Below are 16975 nucleotides of genomic sequence, written 5' to 3' on the forward strand. Positions count from 1 at the left end.
GGGCGCCTGCTCACGTTGCCTCCCCCCACCGTTCCCGCCGGGAGACTCCGACATGTCCGCCTTCTCCGCCCTGCCCCTGGTGATCGAACCGGCTGACCTCGCCAGCCGTCTCGACGCCCCCGAGCTGATCCTGGTCGACCTGACCAGCGCCGCGCGCTACGCGCAAGGCCACATCCCTGGTGCCCGCTTCGTTGCCCCCGCGCGCACCCAACTGGGCGGCCCGGCGCCCGGCCTGCTGCCGGCCAAGGCCGACCTGCAAGCGCTGTTCGGCGAACTGGGCCACAACCCCGATGCCGTCTACGTGGTCTACGACGACGAAGGCGGCGGCTGGGCCGGCCGCTTCATCTGGCTGCTGGATGTTATCGGCCACCACCGTTACCACTATGTCGACGGCGGCCTGCATGCCTGGCTCGCCGACGACCTGCCGCTGAGCCAGGAAATCCCCGCGCCGGTCGGCGGCCCGCTGCCGCTGACCCTGCACGACGAGCCCACCGCCACTCGCGAATACCTGCAGAGCCGCCTGGGCGCCGCCGACCTGGCCGTCTGGGACGCGCGCAACCCCAGCGAGTACAGCGGCCAGAAAGTGCTCGCCGCCAAGGCCGGCCATGTGCCCGGCGCCGTCAATTTCGAATGGACCGCCGGCATGGACCCGGCCCGCGCCCTGCGCATCCGTACCGATATGCCGCAGATCCTCAAGGACCTGGGCATCACCCCGGACAAGGAAGTGATCACCCACTGCCAGACTCACCACCGTTCCGGCTTCACCTATCTGGTGGCCAAGGCCCTCGGCTATCCGCGGGTCAAGGGCTACGCCGGCTCCTGGTCGGAATGGGGCAACCATCCCGACACCCCCGTAGAGGTTTAAGGAATGTCGTTCAAAGATCGTCTGTTCATCCTCAGCCAGTACCTGCTGCCGCATCACCTGCTGTCGCGCCTGATCGGCTGCGCCGCGGAGTGCCGTGCGCCCTGGTTCAAGGACCGCCTGATCCCCTGGTTCGCCCGCCGCTATCGGGTCGACATGCGTGAAGCCCAGGTCGAAGACCTGGCCGCCTACGAGCACTTCAACGCGTTCTTCACCCGCGCCCTGAAAGACGGCGCGCGCCCGCTGGACGAAACTGCCGGCGCGGTACTCTGCCCCGCCGACGGCGCCATCAGCCAGCTCGGCCCGATCGAGCACGGCCGCGTGTTCCAGGCCAAGGGCCACAGCTACAGCCTGATGGAACTGCTGGGCGGCGACGCCGAGCGCGCCGCCCCCTTCATGGGCGGCGAGTTCGCCACCGTCTACCTGTCGCCCAAGGACTACCACCGCGTGCACATGCCGCTAGCCGGCACCCTGCGCGAGATGGTCTACGTGCCGGGCCGACTGTTCTCGGTGAACCAGCTGACCGCCGAGCAGGTGCCCGAGCTGTTCGCCCGCAACGAGCGCGTGGTGTGCCTCTTCGACACCGAGCGCGGGCCGATGGCCGTGGTGCTGGTGGGGGCGATGATCGTCGCCTCCATCGAAACCGTGTGGGCCGGCCTGGTCACGCCGCCCAAGCGTGAGCTGAAGTCGTTCTCCTATGACGAAGCCGCCCGTGCGCCGATCCACCTGGAGAAAGGCGCCGAGCTGGGCCGCTTCAAGCTGGGCTCCACCGCCATCGTGCTGTTCGGACCCGAGCAGGTGAGCTGGGCGGAAAACCTCACCGCCACCAGCGCCGTGCGCATGGGCGAGCGCCTGGGTGGCGCGCGCCAGGGCTAAGGCCCACTGTCCATAAGGCGGGCGGCCAACGAGCTGCCCGCCACTGTTTTTTGCCTCATCGTGCTAGTTCCCTGCCATGAATCGTTTCCTGCATCTGATGGGCTGGCGGGCCAACGCCACCAGCCATCTTGAAAAATGGCTCTCCGCTATCGGAGCGCTGTGCGGCATCGCCGCTATCTATGCCGTCACCCACTGGGTCCTGCCTGGCGAAGCCGCCATCTGGGTCGTCGCCTCCATGGGCGCCAGCGCCGTGCTGCTGTTCGCTGTACCCCACGGTGCGCTCTCGCAACCCTGGGCGGTACTCGGCGGCCAGGTGCTCTCGGCGATAGTCGGGGTGATCTGCCAGAGACTCTTTCCGGACCAGCCCTTTACCCCCGCCCTCGCTGTCGGCGCGGCAATCCTGGTCATGCACTACGCGCGCTGCATCCATCCTCCGGGCGGCGCTACCGCGCTGGCGGCAGTTTCCGGGGGGCCGGCGATCACAGCCCTGGGTTTCCACTACGCGCTCAGCCCGGTGCTGCTCAACGTGGTGCTGATCCTCGCGGTGGCCGTGGCCTTCAATGGGCTGTTCGCCTGGCGCCGTTACCCCGCGCCCCTGGCGCGGCTGCCGGCCACGCCGAAGCTGCCCGCGGGGCCTTCGCCCGAAGACCTCTACCACGCGCTGCGCAAGATGGATTCCTACATCGACGTACAGTTCGACGACCTGCTGAAAATCCTCCAGCTGGCCCAGGAACACGCCAAGGCTCAGCGCCTGACGCCCGACGACGTCCTGCTCGGCGCCAGCTACAGCAACGCCCTGAGCGGCGATGCCTGGGCCGTGCGCCAGGTGATCGACGACCACCCGGACAAGCGCGGGCGCCAGGACCAGGTGGTCTACAAGGTGGTCAGCGGTGCCGGCAAGGGCAACACCGGCGTCTGCCGGCGCCAGGACCTGCTCGACTGGGCCGCCCACGCCGTAGTGGCCCAGGGCGATGGCTGGGTCCGCGTGAGCGCGCAGGAGTCGGCCAAGATCGCCCTGCAACGCCAGATAACCGGTGAAACACCGCTGCCGTGACCTGTCCGCGCACTAGCCGGGCGATGGGCTGCGGCGGGCAGCGGATGCTGCTAGAGTTCGGAAAAAGCTTACGGCCATGACCAACTGGTTCGTACAACGAGCCAGATTGTGGAGAACCCATTCGAACCATGGACAACAGTCCCCAGCAGTTTCTACGTGTCCCCACCCCGACGCACGAGAGCCTGAGCTTCTGCACCGCCAATGCGCGCGAGCTGAAAAGCTGGCTGGATCATCTGCCCAAGGCCAACCTCGGAGAGACTGCCCGTCAGCTCTACCAGGGGCTCATCGAACTCAACCAGCTCAAGCTGCCGGTCGAGACGCGCCTGCAGTTGCTGGAACTGTTCCGCCCGGAAGTCCACTTCGTCTGCCATAACCTGGAACGCCACTTCCTCAACCAGTCCATCGTCCTGGACGAGCGTCCGCGCAAGGTCGCCAACCTCTGCCAGGCACTGCAGAACCACCTGGCCATCGGCTACAAGCTGATCGTCGTGCGCGAAGCCTCGCGCTTCACCCGCGAGCGCGCCCAGGTCATGACCGCTGCCCTCCAGCGCGCCATCCGCAGCCTCTGCGGCCCACTGGCGCGGGCCTCGCAGCTGTACTGCCCGGTACCGGAAAACCTCTGGCTGGAACTCCACCAGCTCTACCAACTGGCCCGCCAGCACGGCCTGCAGCACACCCCCGTGCGCGATGCCTTGGCGCGTCAGTCCCAGAGCCTGTCCATCGAGCACGCCTACCTGGTGGCGTTGATGCTCGGCTCTGCACGCTGCAACCAGATGCGCCAGAACAACATCGCCCGCGTCGCGGAAGTCCTCGAAAGCTGGGCCGCGCAGGTGAAAGTGCAGCCCGCCGATGCGCCCTCCACGCTGTTCGTGGTGGTGCCGCAGGTCGATGGTCCACCGCGCTACCGCACCCTGTTCAAGGACAGCGACCTCGCTGGCGCCCTCGGCATCGACCCACAGCCACTGGTGGACGTGATCCGCGAATACCTGCTGCTGCCGCCGGAAAACCGTGCGCAGGCCCGCCTGAAAGTACCCGAGGGCGTCAGCATCGATTTGCTGCAGCACCTTGCCGCGGCCTGGGGTGACATTGCCGAGCGTACCTTCCACCGCACCCCCGGCCAGGGCCAACTGACCCTGTGCATCGGCATGAGCGCCTTGCACTACTTCCTCGCCGGCCGCAGAGGCTTCAATGACCTGCTGAAGATCCAGGTGCAGGAGCAGGCACCGACCTTCAAGGCTGACGTGAAAGACGCCTGGTCCGGCGCCTTCGACGCGCAGAAGGTCAACGACTGGCAACCCGGCATGCCGCTGGAGGAAATCGAATACACCTCGCCACGCACCGCCGATGACTCTCTTCTCGGCGCGGCGCCGGAAACCCAGCGCGACGACTACCCGGTATTCACCCTGCCCATCGTCAACCACAGCCCGGGCGGTTACTGCCTGACCTGGCCGAAGGAAATCCCCAGCCAGTTGCAGGCCGGCGAATTGCTCGGCATCCAGGACACCCCTGAGCACAGCTGGAGCGTCGCCGTCGTGCGCTGGATCCGCCAGGTCCGTGGCGGCGGCACGCAAATGGGTATCGAACTGATCGCCCCGCTCGCCCAACCCTGCGGCCTGCAACTGCTGCGCAAGACCGAACAGGGCAGCCAGTACCTGCGTGCCCTGCTGCTGCCGGAGATCGCCGCGATCTCCCGCCCGGCCACCGTCATTACCCCGCGCCTGCCCTTCCAGGAGGGCAATCGCGTGCAGCTCAACCTGCACGGGGACGAACGCCGCGCCACCCTGACCCGCAAGGTCACCGCCACCGCCAGCTTCACCCAGTTCGAATACCAGGCACAGGACGCTGCCGGGCTACCGAGCGATAAACCCATCACAGCAGCGAATGCTCGCGGCGCTGGTGGGGAGGAAGACTTTGACTCACTGTGGAAGTCTCTGTAGATTCCAGTGAATTCCCATTCGTCGCCTATTTGCTGCCGTCCAGCGCGGTATAAGCAGCCTTCCCCATGGCCAATGAAAAGAAAACCATCCGCCTGCTGATCCTCGAAGACTCGCAGAACGAAGCCGAGCGCCTGGTCAGCCTGTTCCGCAACGCGGGTCGTGCGACCCGCGTCCACCGCATTACCTCCAGCGAAGACTTGACGGAGATCCTGCCCCAGGGCTGGGATCTGCTGATCGCCGCACCCGACGCCGAGGCGCTGGACCCCAGCGAAGCGCTGGGCGCCATCCGCCGCCAGGCCAAGGATATTCCCTTCATCCAGCTGGTCAGCGGCAACGATTCCGATGCCGTCACCGAGGCTCTCGCTCTTGGCGCGCAGGATGCCCTGCCGCAAGGCGAGGACGAGCGCCTGATCCTGGTGGCCAACCGCGAGCTGGCGAACCTCGAGGAACGTCGCGCTCGCCGCTCAGCTGAAGTCGCCCTGCGCGAAGCAGAGAAGCGCTGCCAATTGCTGCTGGACAGCTCGGTGGACGCCATCACCTACGTCCACGACGGCATGCACATCTACGCCAACCGCGCCTATGTCGGCCTGTTCGGCTACGAAGACGCCGAAGAGCTGGAAGGCATGCCGATGATCGACCTGATCGCCGGCTGCGACCAGGCAACCTTCAAGGATTTCCTCAAGGGCTACCCCAAAATCAGGGAAAGCACTGAAGACAACGCCGACCTCGCCTGCAGCGGTATCCGCAGCGACGGCCAGGCCTTCGCCGCGCGCATGACCTTCTCGCCGGCCACCTACGATGGCGAGCCATGCATCCAGGTGGTGATCCGCGCCGAATCCGATAATGCCCAGCTCGAGGAAAAACTCCGCGAAGTCAGCAGCCAGGACCTGGTCACCGGCCTGTACAACCGCGCCCACTTCCTCGACCTGATGGACAGCGCCGTGGAGCGCGCGGTGACCGCCGGCCAGTCGGCGACCTTTGCCTACATGCAACTCGACCGCGCCCAGACCCTGCAGCTCACTCTCGGCGTCGCCAGCATCGACCTGCTGCTGGCGGACCTGGGTAATCTGCTGCGTGGACAGTTCCCCGAGCAGGCCCAGTTGGCACGCCTGAGCGACGACGTGTTCGCCGTGTTGCTGCCGGGCGAAACCCCGGAGCAATCCGCGCCGCGCTTCTCCGCTCTGCTGAAGAAGATCGAAAGCCACCTGTTCGATATTCATGGCCGCACCGCGCAGGTCACCCTGTCCATCGGCACCGCCGGGCTGGACGAGAAGACCACCCGCACCCAGGAAGTCATCGAACGCGCCCACCGCGGCGCCGATGCAATCGCGCAAAAGGATGGCAACGGCCTGAAAGTCTTCAACCCGGCCGATGAGCTCGCCGCCGCCGCCCACCGTGGCGACATCGTTGCGATCATCCGCCAGGCCCTGGAGCAGAACAGTTTCCGCCTGCTGTTCCAGCCGATCATCAGCCTGCGTGGCGATACCCACGAACACTACGAAGTCCTCCTGCGCCTGCTCAACCCGCAGGGCGAAGAGATACCGCCGGCGGACTTCCTCAATGCGGCCAAGGCCAGCGGCCTGGCTGAAAAGATCGACCGCTGGGTGCTGCTCAACTCCATCAAGCTGCTTTCCGAGCACCGCGCCAAGGGCCATGAGACCAAGCTCTTCGTGCATCTCTCCGGACCCAGCCTGCAGGACCCGGAACTGCTGTCCTGGCTCAGCGTGGCCTTGAAGGCCTCCCGCCTGCCGGCCGATGCGCTGATCGTGCAGATCAACGAACCGGACGCCATCGCCTACCTGCGCCAGGCCAAGATTCTGAGCCAGGGCCTGGCCGATCTGCATTGCCAGATTGCGCTGTGCCAGTTCGGCTGCGCGCTGAATCCGTTCAATACCCTTAAGCACATGAACGTCGACTTCGTGAAGGTCGACGGTTCCTACGTGCAGGATTTGAACACCGCGGAGAACCAGGAGAACCTGAAAACCCTGATGGCCAGCCTGCATGCCCAGGCCAAGCTGACCATCGTCCCCATGGTGGAAAGCGCCACGGCTCTCGCCACCCTGTGGCAGGCCGGCGCCAACTACATCCAGGGCCGCTACCTGCAGGGGCCGAGCCAGGCGATGGACTACGACTTCGCCTCAGACGAGTAGCCACGGCGGAGCTCCGGCATTGGGGGAATCGATCGCGGACAGAGTCCGCTCCTACGCCCAGGCCGAGGGTAGGAGCGGACTCTGTCCGCGATCGGGTTCGCTTCACGCCGAACCCTCCAGAGCCTGCGAAAACAAAAAAACCACCCCTGGGCTAATGCCGATCAGTTAAGCCTTGGTTTCAGGTTACCCGAAGCCTCCTGCTACCCCAAAGGCCACAAAAAACGCCGCTTTCTCTTCACGAAAAAGCGGCGTTTTTCCTTAACTGACTGGCATTAGCCCTTGGGCGGCTTTTTCCTTGCGGCAACGAATCAGCGCTGGTCAGGCACCTTCGCGGTCACGGAAGCCGAGCAGGTACAGGATGCCGTCCAGGCCCAAGGTGGAGATCGCCTGCTTGGCCGACTGCTTGACCAGCGGTTTGGCGCGGAACGCCACGCCCAGGCCCGCCAGGCCGAGCATCGGCAGGTCGTTGGCACCGTCGCCCACGGCAATCGTCTGCTCAAGCTGCAAGCCTTCCTTCGCTGCCAGCTCGCGCAGCAGGTCGGCCTTGCGCTGGGCATCAACGATCGGCTCGATGGCTACGCCGGTCAGCTTTCCATCGACGATTTGCAGTTCGTTGGCGAACACGTAGTCGATACCCAGCTTGGCCTGCAACTGCTTGGCGAAGTAACTGAAGCCGCCGGAAAGAATGGCGGTCTTGTAACCCAGGCGCTTGAGCTCGGCGAACAGCGTTTCGGCGCCTTCAGTCAGGCGCAGCGAAGCGCCGATCTCTTCCAGCACGTCCTCGGACAGCCCCTGCAGCAGCGCCAGGCGCTCCTTGAAGCTGGCGCGGAAGTCCAGCTCGCCACGCATGGCGCGTTCGGTGATCTCGGAAACCTGCTCGCCGACGCCAGCGGCCTTGGCCAGTTCGTCGATCACTTCGGCCTCGATCAGCGTCGAGTCCATGTCGAACACCGCCAGGCGACGGTTGCGGCGGAACACCGAGTCTTGCTGGAAGGCGATGTCGACGTTCAGTTCCTGGGCCACGCTGAGGAACTCGGCACGCAGTGCGACGGGGTCTTCCGGCTCGCCACGCACGGAAAACTCGATGCAGCCCTTGCCCTCGTCAGCCGGCATGTCCAGTGGCATGCGCCCGGACAGGCGATCGATCTGGTCGATGTTCAGGCCATACTTGGCGGTGATCGAGCTGACCCGCTGCAGTTGCTCGGCGGTTACCCGACGAGTCAGCAGGGTAACGATCTGGCGCGGCTTGCCCTGGCCACCGACCCACTGGCGGTAATCCTCTTCGGAAACCGGCGTGAAGCGCACCTGCTGGTCGAGCTTGTAGGCCGTGAACAGCACGTCCTTGAGCACCGACGAGGCCCGCTCGTTATCCGGGATTTCCACCAGGATGCCGAAGGACAGGGTGTCGTGGATCACCGCCTGGCCGATATCGAGGATGTTCACGCCACCCTGCGCCAGGACGCCGGTAATGGCAGCGGTAAGGCCGGGGCGGTCTTCCCCGGTGATGTTGATCAGGACGATCTCGCGCAAGGCGCTGTCTCCGCCATGGAAAAAAGGCAGCCATTCTACCTGCTTTCCGGGCCTGCGGATGCTCCGCTCGCCCGCCCGGAGGGCGGCACCGTCGATCGGATTCACGGCCACTTCCCAGGGGCATTCCGGCTTCGGTCGTATTGACAGGGCCTGCGGCGCTTTGCCCCTCAGAAGGGCCCCGTTATACTGCTCCGCATCTGCCCTAAAGAAGACCGAGCCCGCTGTGACCCGGCCCACCTCCGTCAAGCCCGACAATTTCTTCCTGCTGCTCTTCCACGCCCTGCGCCAGCGGCGCGTGCCGATCGCTCTGCGGATCGCCATCCACGGCCTGTTGCTGGTGGCTGCGGCCCTGGTGATCTACGCCTGCGTGATGGGTTTGCAGTTCAAGCAGGCCATGCAGCAACAGGCCGACGCCCTTGGGCAGAGCCTGACCACACAGACGGCTCAGTCCGCCACGGAGCTGCTGGTGTCCAACGACATCCTCAGCCTCAATGTGCTGCTCAACAACCTGACCAAGAATCCGCTGGTTGCCCACGCGGCGATCTACAGCGTGGACAACCGCATCCTTGCCGAGTCCGGCACGCGGCCCAAGCAGGGCCTGCTGGGCGACACCGAGGGCCTGTACTCCACGCCCATCACCTTCCAGGAAGTGATCGCCGGCCACCTGCGTATCAGCCTCGACATGCACCAGTTCGAGCAGCCGATGACTGTCAGCCTGCAGAGCATGGGGCTGATCAGCCTGATCCTGCTGCTGCTCACCCTGACCTTCGGCCTGCGTCTGGGCCGGCAGATTTCCACACCGCTGTTACAACTTCGCGTCTGGCTGCGCGACCCGGACGACAGCGCTCCGGGCGCCGGCCTGCAGAACGAGATCGGCGACCTCGCCCGCCAGTTGCAGGCGCGCCTGGCGCCCGAGAAGCCGCCCGCTCCCGAGCCGGTAGTCAGCACTCCTGCGCCACGCCCGAAGGCCTCCGCCAAGACGGCCGGGAAGGAGCCTACGCTGGAAAAAGCCGGTGCCACTGACGAACACGAGTTCGATGAGAACATTTTCTCCGACGACGAACTGCTCGCAACTGCCGCGCACCGCAAGGCCGCTGCCGACGACGACTTCCCCGAGGAAGAGTTCGAGGCCGTCGTGGAGGAGGAAGCGGACGACGAAATCGGCGTCGAGGAGGAGCCCGAAGCCGAACCGGAACCTCTCTCCGCCGGCACCAGCGCCGTACTGGCCGTGCAGCTGGGGGCCCAGGAGCAATTGCGCCGCCTGCCACGCGCCCGCCTGGTCGACCTGCTGCAACGCTATCGCGACTGCCTGGAGCAAGCCGCGCGCCTGTACAAGGGCACGCTGTTCACCCTCAACGATGGCGGCAGCCTGATCCTTTTCCACAGCCGCGACCAGGACGAGGAATTCCTCACCAACGCCCTGTGCTGTGGCGAGCTGATGCGCGCGCTGGGCCATGCGCTGCAGATCGAAGTGGCCGATAGCGGCATTACCCTGCAACTGCAACTGGGCCTGGTACTGGGCGAAGATGTCGCCGACCTGGAACAGACCGAGCTGTTGCAGGACACAGCCGCCCAGGACGCCCTGGCACTCAGCCAGCACAGCCGCAACTTGTTGCTGGTGGAAAAATCCATCGGCGACGATGAAAAAGTCCGTGAGCGCGCGCGCATCCGTCCTATCGCCAGCCCAGAAAACGCCTGCTGCGTGGAATGGCTGAAAGAGCCTTACCCTTCCATGCTCGAGCGCCAGCTCTCGCGCATGCGCGCCCTGCGCACCACCTGACCCCCAATAGAAAGAGAGGTGGGGCCGCCTGGCCCCTCGTGGAAAGGATTCCATGACCACCCTGATCACCCACCCACTGCCGGTGCTGGCCGCCGGTCTTGCGCTCGGCTCGCGCTTCATCCCGCCGCGCCTGCTGCTGGCCGGCATGCTCGCCGCCTGCCTGCCCGACCTTGACGTGGTCGCCTTCAAGCTGGGCATTGCCTACCACGACGCCTTCGGCCATCGCGGATTCAGCCATTCACTGCTGTTTGCGGCCTGCATGGGTGTTTTGGGGGCCCTGAGCTGCCGCCTGCTGGGCAGCGGCCCGTTGAAGGCAGGGCTGTGGATCAGCCTGGCGACCGCCTCCCACAGTGCACTGGATGCCATGACCGACGGGGGGCTGGGGGTCGCCTGGTTCTGGCCCTGGAGCGAGCAGCGCTACTTCCTGCCGCTTCACCCCATCGAAGTGTCACCCATCGGCCTGTCGCGATTCTTCAGCGCGCGCGGGCTCGAAGTGCTGATCTCCGAAGCACGCTGGATCTGGGTGCCCTGCCTGGCCGTGGCGCTGGCCGGTATTGGCCTGCGCCGCCAGCTTTTTCGCAACGACTGACTCGTCGCAACGCCTGACTCAGCGCTTGCCGAGTTGCGCCTGGAGCTGCTCCAGCAGCGGTGCCTGAGAACTCTGTAGCGGCAGCTGTGCGCTATAGCCGTGGAAGCCGCTGAATCGCGCCTGGTAATCCAGCTCGACCTGGAACTGATTGTCCCAGCCGGGCGAGTCTGCCGGCATCAACTGGTCGCAGTCACGCAGCGCCTGCGGTGACGCACAAGGCTTGTAGGCCTGCGGATAGACCTGACGCTTCCACATCACCCAGGGCGACAGAGACAGCGCTCCAAGATGGTTGCGTCGCAGGTCCAGCTCCAGCAACTGCAACAGGCCGTTGCCCCCCAGATACTGGTGCTGGTAGTCGACCATCACCATGTCCACGCTGTGCCCCAGGTCGTTGAGCATCCGCACATGCGCGGCACCATCGGCATGGGCGTTCAGGGTGAGGAATATCTGGTCGTTACGGCGAATGAGCCGATCCCAGAGCAGCGCTCCACTGGCGTTGTCCTCGCGGGAAAGTTCCGCCGCACCGCCGGCGTTTCGCCGCAGGATGCTATGCGAAGCGAGAATGACCGGCACGCGGGGATGCTCGTCGATGACGCTCTGCGCCCAGGCCAGAGTGGCCTGCGAAGGATTCCAGTCCAGCGCCAGCAGCAAGAACGTCTGGCCATAACGCTGGAACAGGTGCACCTGGCTCAGGCCCTTGGGATCGCTACCGACGTAAGTGCTCTGCCACGCCGCACGCTCCGGCCCGAAGTGATCCTTGAAGCGATCGAGGAAGGAGCGGCGGTCGTCCGAGCTCGCTTCCTCGTGTACGTCACGCTCGCCCGTGGCGATGCTGTAGGGCACACCCCGCTCTTCCAACGTACGCATGGCACCGCTGGCGGTCTGCCACTGGGTAGCGACGCCGGCGTTCTCCACCACATCCCCCAGATGCACGACCAGCGGAACCTGCAGAACCTCGGCGTACTTGGCCAACCAGAAGGTCTGGGCGAAGAACGCCAGCGCGGGCTGATACGGCAAGTCGGGGAAACGCTGCTCGCTGCGGAACAGGTGGCGCTTGCGGTGGTTGTTTTCCGCATAGAACTGGGTGTCAGGCAGCAACGGCAGCACGAAGCTGCCGCCACCCGAGACGATCTCCAGAGGTGGCAGCGGGTGCTGGCGGAAGAACGCCTGATCCCGCTCGACAACGTCCTGGGTATCGGAATCGTTGCAGCCGACCAGCAACAGACAGCATGCCAGCAGGGAGGTCAGTGCTTTCATCACGGCGAAGAGCCCGCTCCAGGAAGGCGCAGCAGGCGGTAAGAGTCCTTGTCGAACGAGCCCTCGAGCAGTTGCTGCGAGTGCGCAGGCAAGGACGCGGCGATACGCTCGGCATCGCGAGCCTCGAGCATCAGGTAGAACGGCCCTTGCTGAGCGGCCAATTGCTCGGGGTGATCGAGGAACAGCGGCTGCAGATCGCGGTCGAGGTTGACCATCAGCTTGATCGCCCGCGCATCGGGCGCCATGCCATAGAGCACCAGGGGCGCGGGCTGCGCATCGAGCTGGCGAGCCACTTCGAGGGAGAATGCCTGGCTGTCGTACAGTCGGTGCTCCACCGGTTCGAAGACCAGGATGTAGCTCGCCCACAATGCCAGCGCCGCCCCCAGGGCCAGTGTCGCCGGGCGCCGCCAGCGCAGCGCGCCGAAAGCCAGCAGCGCGGCGAGCACCACGATACACGCCGGCAAGCGCCAGCCCAGCGCGGCAAGCTCCTGCGGGTAACGCTTCCAGGCCAACCACAGCCCGGCCAGCAGCAGAACCGGCAAGGCTATCCACAGCACGCGCAACAGTCCGCGCAGTGCCTGCGCGAGCCGGCTGCCCGCCACCATGAACGGATACCCCGCGACGATAGCCGCCAGCGGCGCCAGCGCGATGATGTAGCGGGCCTTCTTCGCCTGCGGTACCGACAGACCAGCCATGACCACCAGCGCCGCCAGGGTGCAGCCGGCCACCAGGCGGAACGCCGGCTCGCGGCGCTGCTGCCAGATCAGTGCGAGCGCCGGCAGCGCCAACGGGAAGGCCAGCGCGTAGTTGCCCAGCGAGCTGCGGAAGTAATACAACGAATCGCTGGAGCCGGCGGAGCCGTCCAGGCGACCGATCACCTGCATCTGCAGGACATCCTGCACGAAGGCATCACCGCCTGCGGAGCGCGCCAGGGCGACCAACAGGAAAACGCAGAGAACCAACAGCGCCAGTGCGCTCGCGGAGAAGGCGAGCAGCGGCTTCCAGCGGCGATCCAGCAGCAACTGACTGCACACCATGCCTGCCGGCACCACCACCCCCAACGGGCCTCGCAGCGCAAAGCCGACAAGGAGCAGTGGCAACAGGCGCAGCAGCAATCCGGGCACGCCGTGACGCTCGGCGTGGAACGCCACGTAGAAGGCCAGAAGCCCCACGGCCGCAACCATCAGGTCGAGGGACACCGCCCGCGTCTCGCTGACGAAGGTGGCGGTGAGCAGCAGCATCGCCACGCTGATCAGCGCCCAGGAACGGGAGAACGGCGCCACCAGGCGGTAGACCACACCGGTGCAGATCGCCCCGGCCAGCGCGGTGGGCAGCCAGGCGGTGAACTCGGTGACCCGGCCCAGCGGCAGCGACAGCAGGTAGGTCAGGAAGGTCGCGGTAGCGGGATAGTCCGGATAAGGGGCGCCGTAGGTGGTCGGGAACCAGGTGGGCCCATGGCGCAGCATTTCGCGGGCGAACAGCACGAAGCGCGAGTCGAAGCCAACGAAGGCATCACCCTGCACGCCGAGCAGGAACAGCACCAGTGCAGCCAGCATCACGCAAAGCGTCTGACGACTCAGGGCGGTGTCCGCCTGAACACCGGAGGTTGGGGGGAATGACGACACGGGTAATCTCTCACAGGCTTCGCGCGGAAACGTCCGGGCGCCAATAGCCTGCACAAGCGCCCGTAGATAACACGAGAGCCGTCAAGAAGATGTCAAAACCGGCCACGGCAGAAGCCAAACGGCCCGCAAAGCAATGCTGTGCGGGCCGCGAGTGCTGTGGTCGACGAAAGTCGACTCAGAAGCGATAGACCTCGACGTCGGTGCGGATCGGCACCACCAGCGGGATCTTCGGCCCCTCCTCCTTCGGCTTGGCCGTCTGCTCGGTGTTTGCCACCGCCGGCTTGCGCGACGGTGCCGCCTGCTGCTCGGCGACCGCCGAGGCAACCGGACGCACGTCACGGGCCAACTGCACGGACAGCTTGCGCAGCAGGTCACCCTGGGCGCGCACCTGATCCTGCACGCTGCCCGAGTGCGCCTCTTCCTCACGGAAGACGCGGCTGTCGCGCAACTCACCCTTCTGGTCGAGCAGGCGCCAGCGCGCCTCCAGTACCGCCGGCTCCTTGGGGCCGGAGTCCAGGCGGCTAATGGTCAGCATGACCTGCACCTGCGGGGTGAAGCCGGGCTTTTCCGGGAACAGCGCCAGTCGGGTGCTGTCCAGCTCGCCCGAGAGCAGACGCATCAGTTGCTGGCTGACGTTGGTTTCCAGGCTACCGGCCCAGCGGGCGTCGGTCGACAGATTGAGGATACCGTCGGCCTGACGCTGGACCATGGTCTCGCGCTTCAGGTAATCGGCCAGGGACACCGGCCCGAGCAATACAGCGGCACCGTTGTCACGGGTCGGCACAGGAACCGCACCCGCGTCCAGCTGGTACAACTGGGTCGGTCGATTGACTGCACAACCCGCCAGCCCAAGGAGGCTGGCGAGGGAAAGAAAGGCCAAGGCGCGCAGAGCGCTCATCCGGTTCACCGTCATTCGCCGAATTTCGGCGCTACATCCAACAAATTCAACATAACTTCAGGCAACGCGCCGAGGCGCCAGTAGCCAAAGGGACGTATCATCCCTTAACCGGCGCCTCAGCTCCAGAGGCAGAATGTATCGAGCCGCGTTTCAATCCTGAGACAGCGATTCTACCAGCAAGGCGTCCACCCGCTGGAAACCGCGCGGCAGTTTGTTGCCTCGACGCCCCCTTTCACCCTTGTAGTGCTCCAGGTCGTCCCCCTTGAGGGAGAGCGTCCGCTTGCCCGCTTGCAGCACCAGGGTTGCGCCCGCCGGAAGCACGGCGAGGTCGGTGAGGTACTCCTCGCGACTCGCCACGCGCTCGCCCGGCACGCTGATGATCTTGTTGCCCTTGCCCTTGGCCAGCTGCGGCAGGTCGGAAACCTTGAACAGCAGGAGGCGGCCTTCGGTGGTGACGGCCGCAATCCAGTCCTGTTCGAGGTCAGCGACCGGGCGCGGCGCCATGACCTGCGCACCATTGGGCAGGCTGAGCAGCGCCTTGCCGGCCTTGTTCTTGGCCTGCATGTCCTCGCCCCTGGCGACGAAGCCGTAGCCGGCGTCGGAGGCCAGCACATACAGCGCACTGTCTTCGGGCAGCAGCACACGATCGAAGGATGCGCCGGGCGGCGGCGTCAGGCGGCCGGTCAGCGGTTCGCCCTGGCCACGGGCGGATGGCAAGCTGTGGGCCGCCAGCGAGTAGCTGCGCCCGGTGGAGTCGATAAACACCGCGTACTGGTTCGAGCGGCCCGGCGCGGCCACCTTGAAGCCGTCACCGGCCTTGTACGACAGCCCGGTGGCATCGATGTCGTGGCCCTTCGCGCAACGCACCCAGCCCTTCTCGGAGAGCACCACGGTCACCGGCTCGGTCGGCATCAGCTCGGTTTCCGACAGGGCGCGGGCTTCGGCGCGGGCGACGATGGGTGAACGGCGGTTGTCGCCGTAGGTTTCGGCGTCGGCGATCAACTCGTCACGCACCAGTTTGCGCAGCTTGGCATTGGAGCCAAGGATGGCCAGCAGCTTGGTGCGCTCCTTGGCCAGCTCGTCCTGCTCGCCACGGATCTTCATCTCTTCCAGGCGCGCCAGCTGACGCAGGCGGGTGTCGAGGATGTAGTCGGCCTGCAGCTCGGAGAGCTCGAAACGCTGCATCAGGACCGGCTTGGGCTGGTCCTCGGTGCGGATGATATGGATGACTTCGTCGAGATTGAGGAAAGCCACCAGCAAACCGTCCAACAGATGCAGGCGCTTCTCGACCTTGTCCAGGCGGAACTGCAGGCGGCGGCGCACGGTGTCGGTGCGGTAGGTCAGCCACTCGCTGAGCACCTGGCGCAGGTCCTTGACCTGGGGTTTGCCGTCCAGGCCGATAACGTTCATGTTCACCCGGTACGAACTTTCCAGGTCGGTGGTGGCGAACAGGTGGGTCATCAGCTCTTCGGCATCCACGCGGTTGGAGCGCGGGATGATGACGATGCGGGTCGGGTTCTCGTGGTCAGACTCGTCGCGCAGGTCAGCCACCATCGGCAGCTTCTTGGCCTGCATCTGGCCGGCGATCTGCTCCAGCACCTTGGCCCCGGAGACCTGGTGCGGCAGTGCGGTAACCACGATGTCGCCGTCCTCGACACGGTACACGGCGCGCATGCGCACCGAGCCACGGCCGGTTTCGTAGATCTTCTGCAGGTCGGCGCGCGGGGTGATGATTTCCGCCTCGGTGGGGAAATCCGGCCCCTGCACATGCTCGATCAGGTCGGCGACAGTGGCGCTGGGCTCATCCAGCAGACGGATACAGGCGGCCACCACTTCGCGCAGGTTGTGCGGCGGAATGTCGGTGGCCATGCCCACGGCGATACCGGTGGTGCCATTCAACAGGAGGTTGGGCAGCCGCGCCGGCAGTACGGCCGGCTCGTCCAGGGTGCCGTCGAAGTTCGGCACCCAGTCCGCAGTACCCTGGCCCAGCTCGGAGAGCAGGGTCTCGGCATAGCGCGACAGACGGGCCTCGGTGTAACGCATGGCGGCGAAGGACTTGGGATCGTCCGGCGCACCCCAGTTGCCCTGGCCGTCCACCAGCGGATAGCGGTAGGAGAACGGCTGGGCCATCAGCACCATGGCTTCGTAGCACGCCGAGTCACCGTGGGGATGGTATTTACCCAGCACGTCACCGACGGTACGCGCCGACTTCTTGTGCTTGGAGTCCGCGTCCAGGCCCAGCTCGCTCATCGCGTAGATGATGCGCCGCTGCACCGGCTTCAGGCCGTCGCCGATATGCGGCAGGGCACGGTCCATGATCACGTACATGGAATAGTTCAGGTAAGCCTGTTCGGTGAAGTCGGCCAGTGACCGGCGCTCCACGCCCTCCAGACTCAGATCGAGGGTTTCGCTCATGC

Annotated in this window: 12 protein-coding genes; 7 read left to right on the forward strand and 5 right to left on the reverse strand. The window is 65.7% G+C overall.

Going from position 1 to position 16975, the window contains the following annotated elements; translation table 11 throughout:
- The first annotated feature begins 52 nt into the window (after positions 1-52).
- The 5 genes from rhdA (at position 53) to CTR55_RS23170 (ending at position 6879) form a co-directional block, all read left to right on the forward strand.
- Positions 53-865, forward strand: a complete 813-nt coding sequence (rhdA, locus tag CTR55_RS23150) for a thiosulfate sulfurtransferase (protein WP_296289727.1) — start codon at positions 53-55, stop codon at positions 863-865.
- 3 nt (positions 866-868) lie between these two features.
- Entirely contained in the window at positions 869-1738 is an 870-nt protein-coding gene (gene asd, locus CTR55_RS23155) for an archaetidylserine decarboxylase (RefSeq protein WP_296289729.1), read from the forward strand.
- A gap of 76 nt (positions 1739-1814) precedes the next feature.
- Positions 1815-2792: an HPP family protein gene (locus CTR55_RS23160; RefSeq protein ID WP_296289731.1), complete on the forward strand. Its 978-nt coding sequence runs from the start codon at positions 1815-1817 to the stop codon at positions 2790-2792.
- Positions 2793-2920: 128 nt separating this feature from the next.
- Positions 2921-4729 (forward strand): molecular chaperone, encoded by a 1809-nt coding sequence (locus CTR55_RS23165; RefSeq protein ID WP_296289734.1) that lies wholly within the window; start codon positions 2921-2923, stop codon positions 4727-4729.
- 65 nt (positions 4730-4794) lie between these two features.
- Positions 4795-6879 (forward strand): EAL domain-containing protein, encoded by a 2085-nt coding sequence (locus tag CTR55_RS23170; protein ID WP_296289735.1) that lies wholly within the window; start codon positions 4795-4797, stop codon positions 6877-6879.
- Positions 6880-7197: 318 nt separating this feature from the next.
- Here the strand turns inward: CTR55_RS23170 and serB are convergent, their stop codons facing one another.
- A complete protein-coding gene (serB, locus tag CTR55_RS23175; protein ID WP_296289737.1) occupies positions 7198-8409 on the reverse strand; it encodes a phosphoserine phosphatase SerB in 1212 nt (403 codons plus the stop codon).
- 223 nt (positions 8410-8632) lie between these two features.
- Between serB and CTR55_RS23180 the strand changes: the two genes are divergently transcribed.
- Together CTR55_RS23180 and CTR55_RS23185 are read left to right on the forward strand one after the other, a co-directional pair.
- Positions 8633-10189 (forward strand): AhpA/YtjB family protein, encoded by a 1557-nt coding sequence (locus CTR55_RS23180; RefSeq protein ID WP_296289739.1) that lies wholly within the window; start codon positions 8633-8635, stop codon positions 10187-10189.
- Between the two features lie 52 nt (positions 10190-10241).
- Entirely contained in the window at positions 10242-10778 is a 537-nt protein-coding gene (locus tag CTR55_RS23185) for a metal-dependent hydrolase (RefSeq protein ID WP_296289741.1), read from the forward strand.
- Positions 10779-10796: 18 nt separating this feature from the next.
- Here CTR55_RS23185 and CTR55_RS23190 read toward each other — a convergent pair whose 3' ends face one another.
- The 4 genes from CTR55_RS23190 to parC form a co-directional block, all read right to left on the reverse strand.
- A complete protein-coding gene (locus tag CTR55_RS23190) occupies positions 10797-12035 on the reverse strand; it encodes a calcineurin (RefSeq protein ID WP_296290357.1) in 1239 nt (412 codons plus the stop codon).
- Positions 12035-13591: a glycosyltransferase family 39 protein gene (locus CTR55_RS23195; RefSeq protein WP_296290358.1), complete on the reverse strand. Its 1557-nt coding sequence runs from the start codon at positions 13589-13591 to the stop codon at positions 12035-12037. The genes CTR55_RS23190 and CTR55_RS23195 overlap by 1 nt, the downstream gene beginning before the upstream one ends.
- Positions 13592-13835: 244 nt before the next feature.
- Complete coding sequence (locus CTR55_RS23200) at positions 13836-14558, reverse strand: ABC-type transport auxiliary lipoprotein family protein (protein WP_296289742.1); 723 nt, start codon at positions 14556-14558, stop codon at positions 13836-13838.
- Positions 14559-14708: 150 nt separating this feature from the next.
- Positions 14709-16973, reverse strand: coding sequence for a DNA topoisomerase IV subunit A (gene parC / locus CTR55_RS23205; RefSeq protein WP_296289744.1), 2265 nt, complete (start codon positions 16971-16973; stop codon positions 14709-14711).
- Positions 16974-16975 lie beyond the last annotated feature (2 nt).

Source organism: Pseudomonas sp. (genome assembly GCF_002796985.1).
Classification (GTDB): Bacteria; Pseudomonadota; Gammaproteobacteria; order Pseudomonadales; family Pseudomonadaceae; genus Pseudomonas.

Coding starts and splice junctions, on each gene's coding strand:
- CTR55_RS23160 (WP_296289731.1), top strand. CDS start 1,815: ATGAATCGTTTCCTGCATCTGATGGGCTGGCGGGCCAACGCCACCAGC.
- CTR55_RS23195 (WP_296290358.1), bottom strand. CDS start 13,591: ATGCTGGCTGCACTGGTGCTGTTCCTGCTCGGCGTGCAGGGTGATGCC.
- CTR55_RS23165 (WP_296289734.1), top strand. CDS start 2,921: ATGGACAACAGTCCCCAGCAGTTTCTACGTGTCCCCACCCCGACGCAC.
- CTR55_RS23185 (WP_296289741.1), top strand. CDS start 10,242: ATGACCACCCTGATCACCCACCCACTGCCGGTGCTGGCCGCCGGTCTT.
- parC (WP_296289744.1), bottom strand. CDS start 16,973: ATGAGCGAAACCCTCGATCTGAGTCTGGAGGGCGTGGAGCGCCGGTCA.
- rhdA (WP_296289727.1), top strand. CDS start 53: ATGTCCGCCTTCTCCGCCCTGCCCCTGGTGATCGAACCGGCTGACCTC.
- CTR55_RS23200 (WP_296289742.1), bottom strand. CDS start 14,558: ATGAGCGCTCTGCGCGCCTTGGCCTTTCTTTCCCTCGCCAGCCTCCTT.
- CTR55_RS23170 (WP_296289735.1), top strand. CDS start 4,795: ATGGCCAATGAAAAGAAAACCATCCGCCTGCTGATCCTCGAAGACTCG.
- asd (WP_296289729.1), top strand. CDS start 869: ATGTCGTTCAAAGATCGTCTGTTCATCCTCAGCCAGTACCTGCTGCCG.
- CTR55_RS23190 (WP_296290357.1), bottom strand. CDS start 12,035: ATGAAAGCACTGACCTCCCTGCTGGCATGCTGTCTGTTGCTGGTCGGC.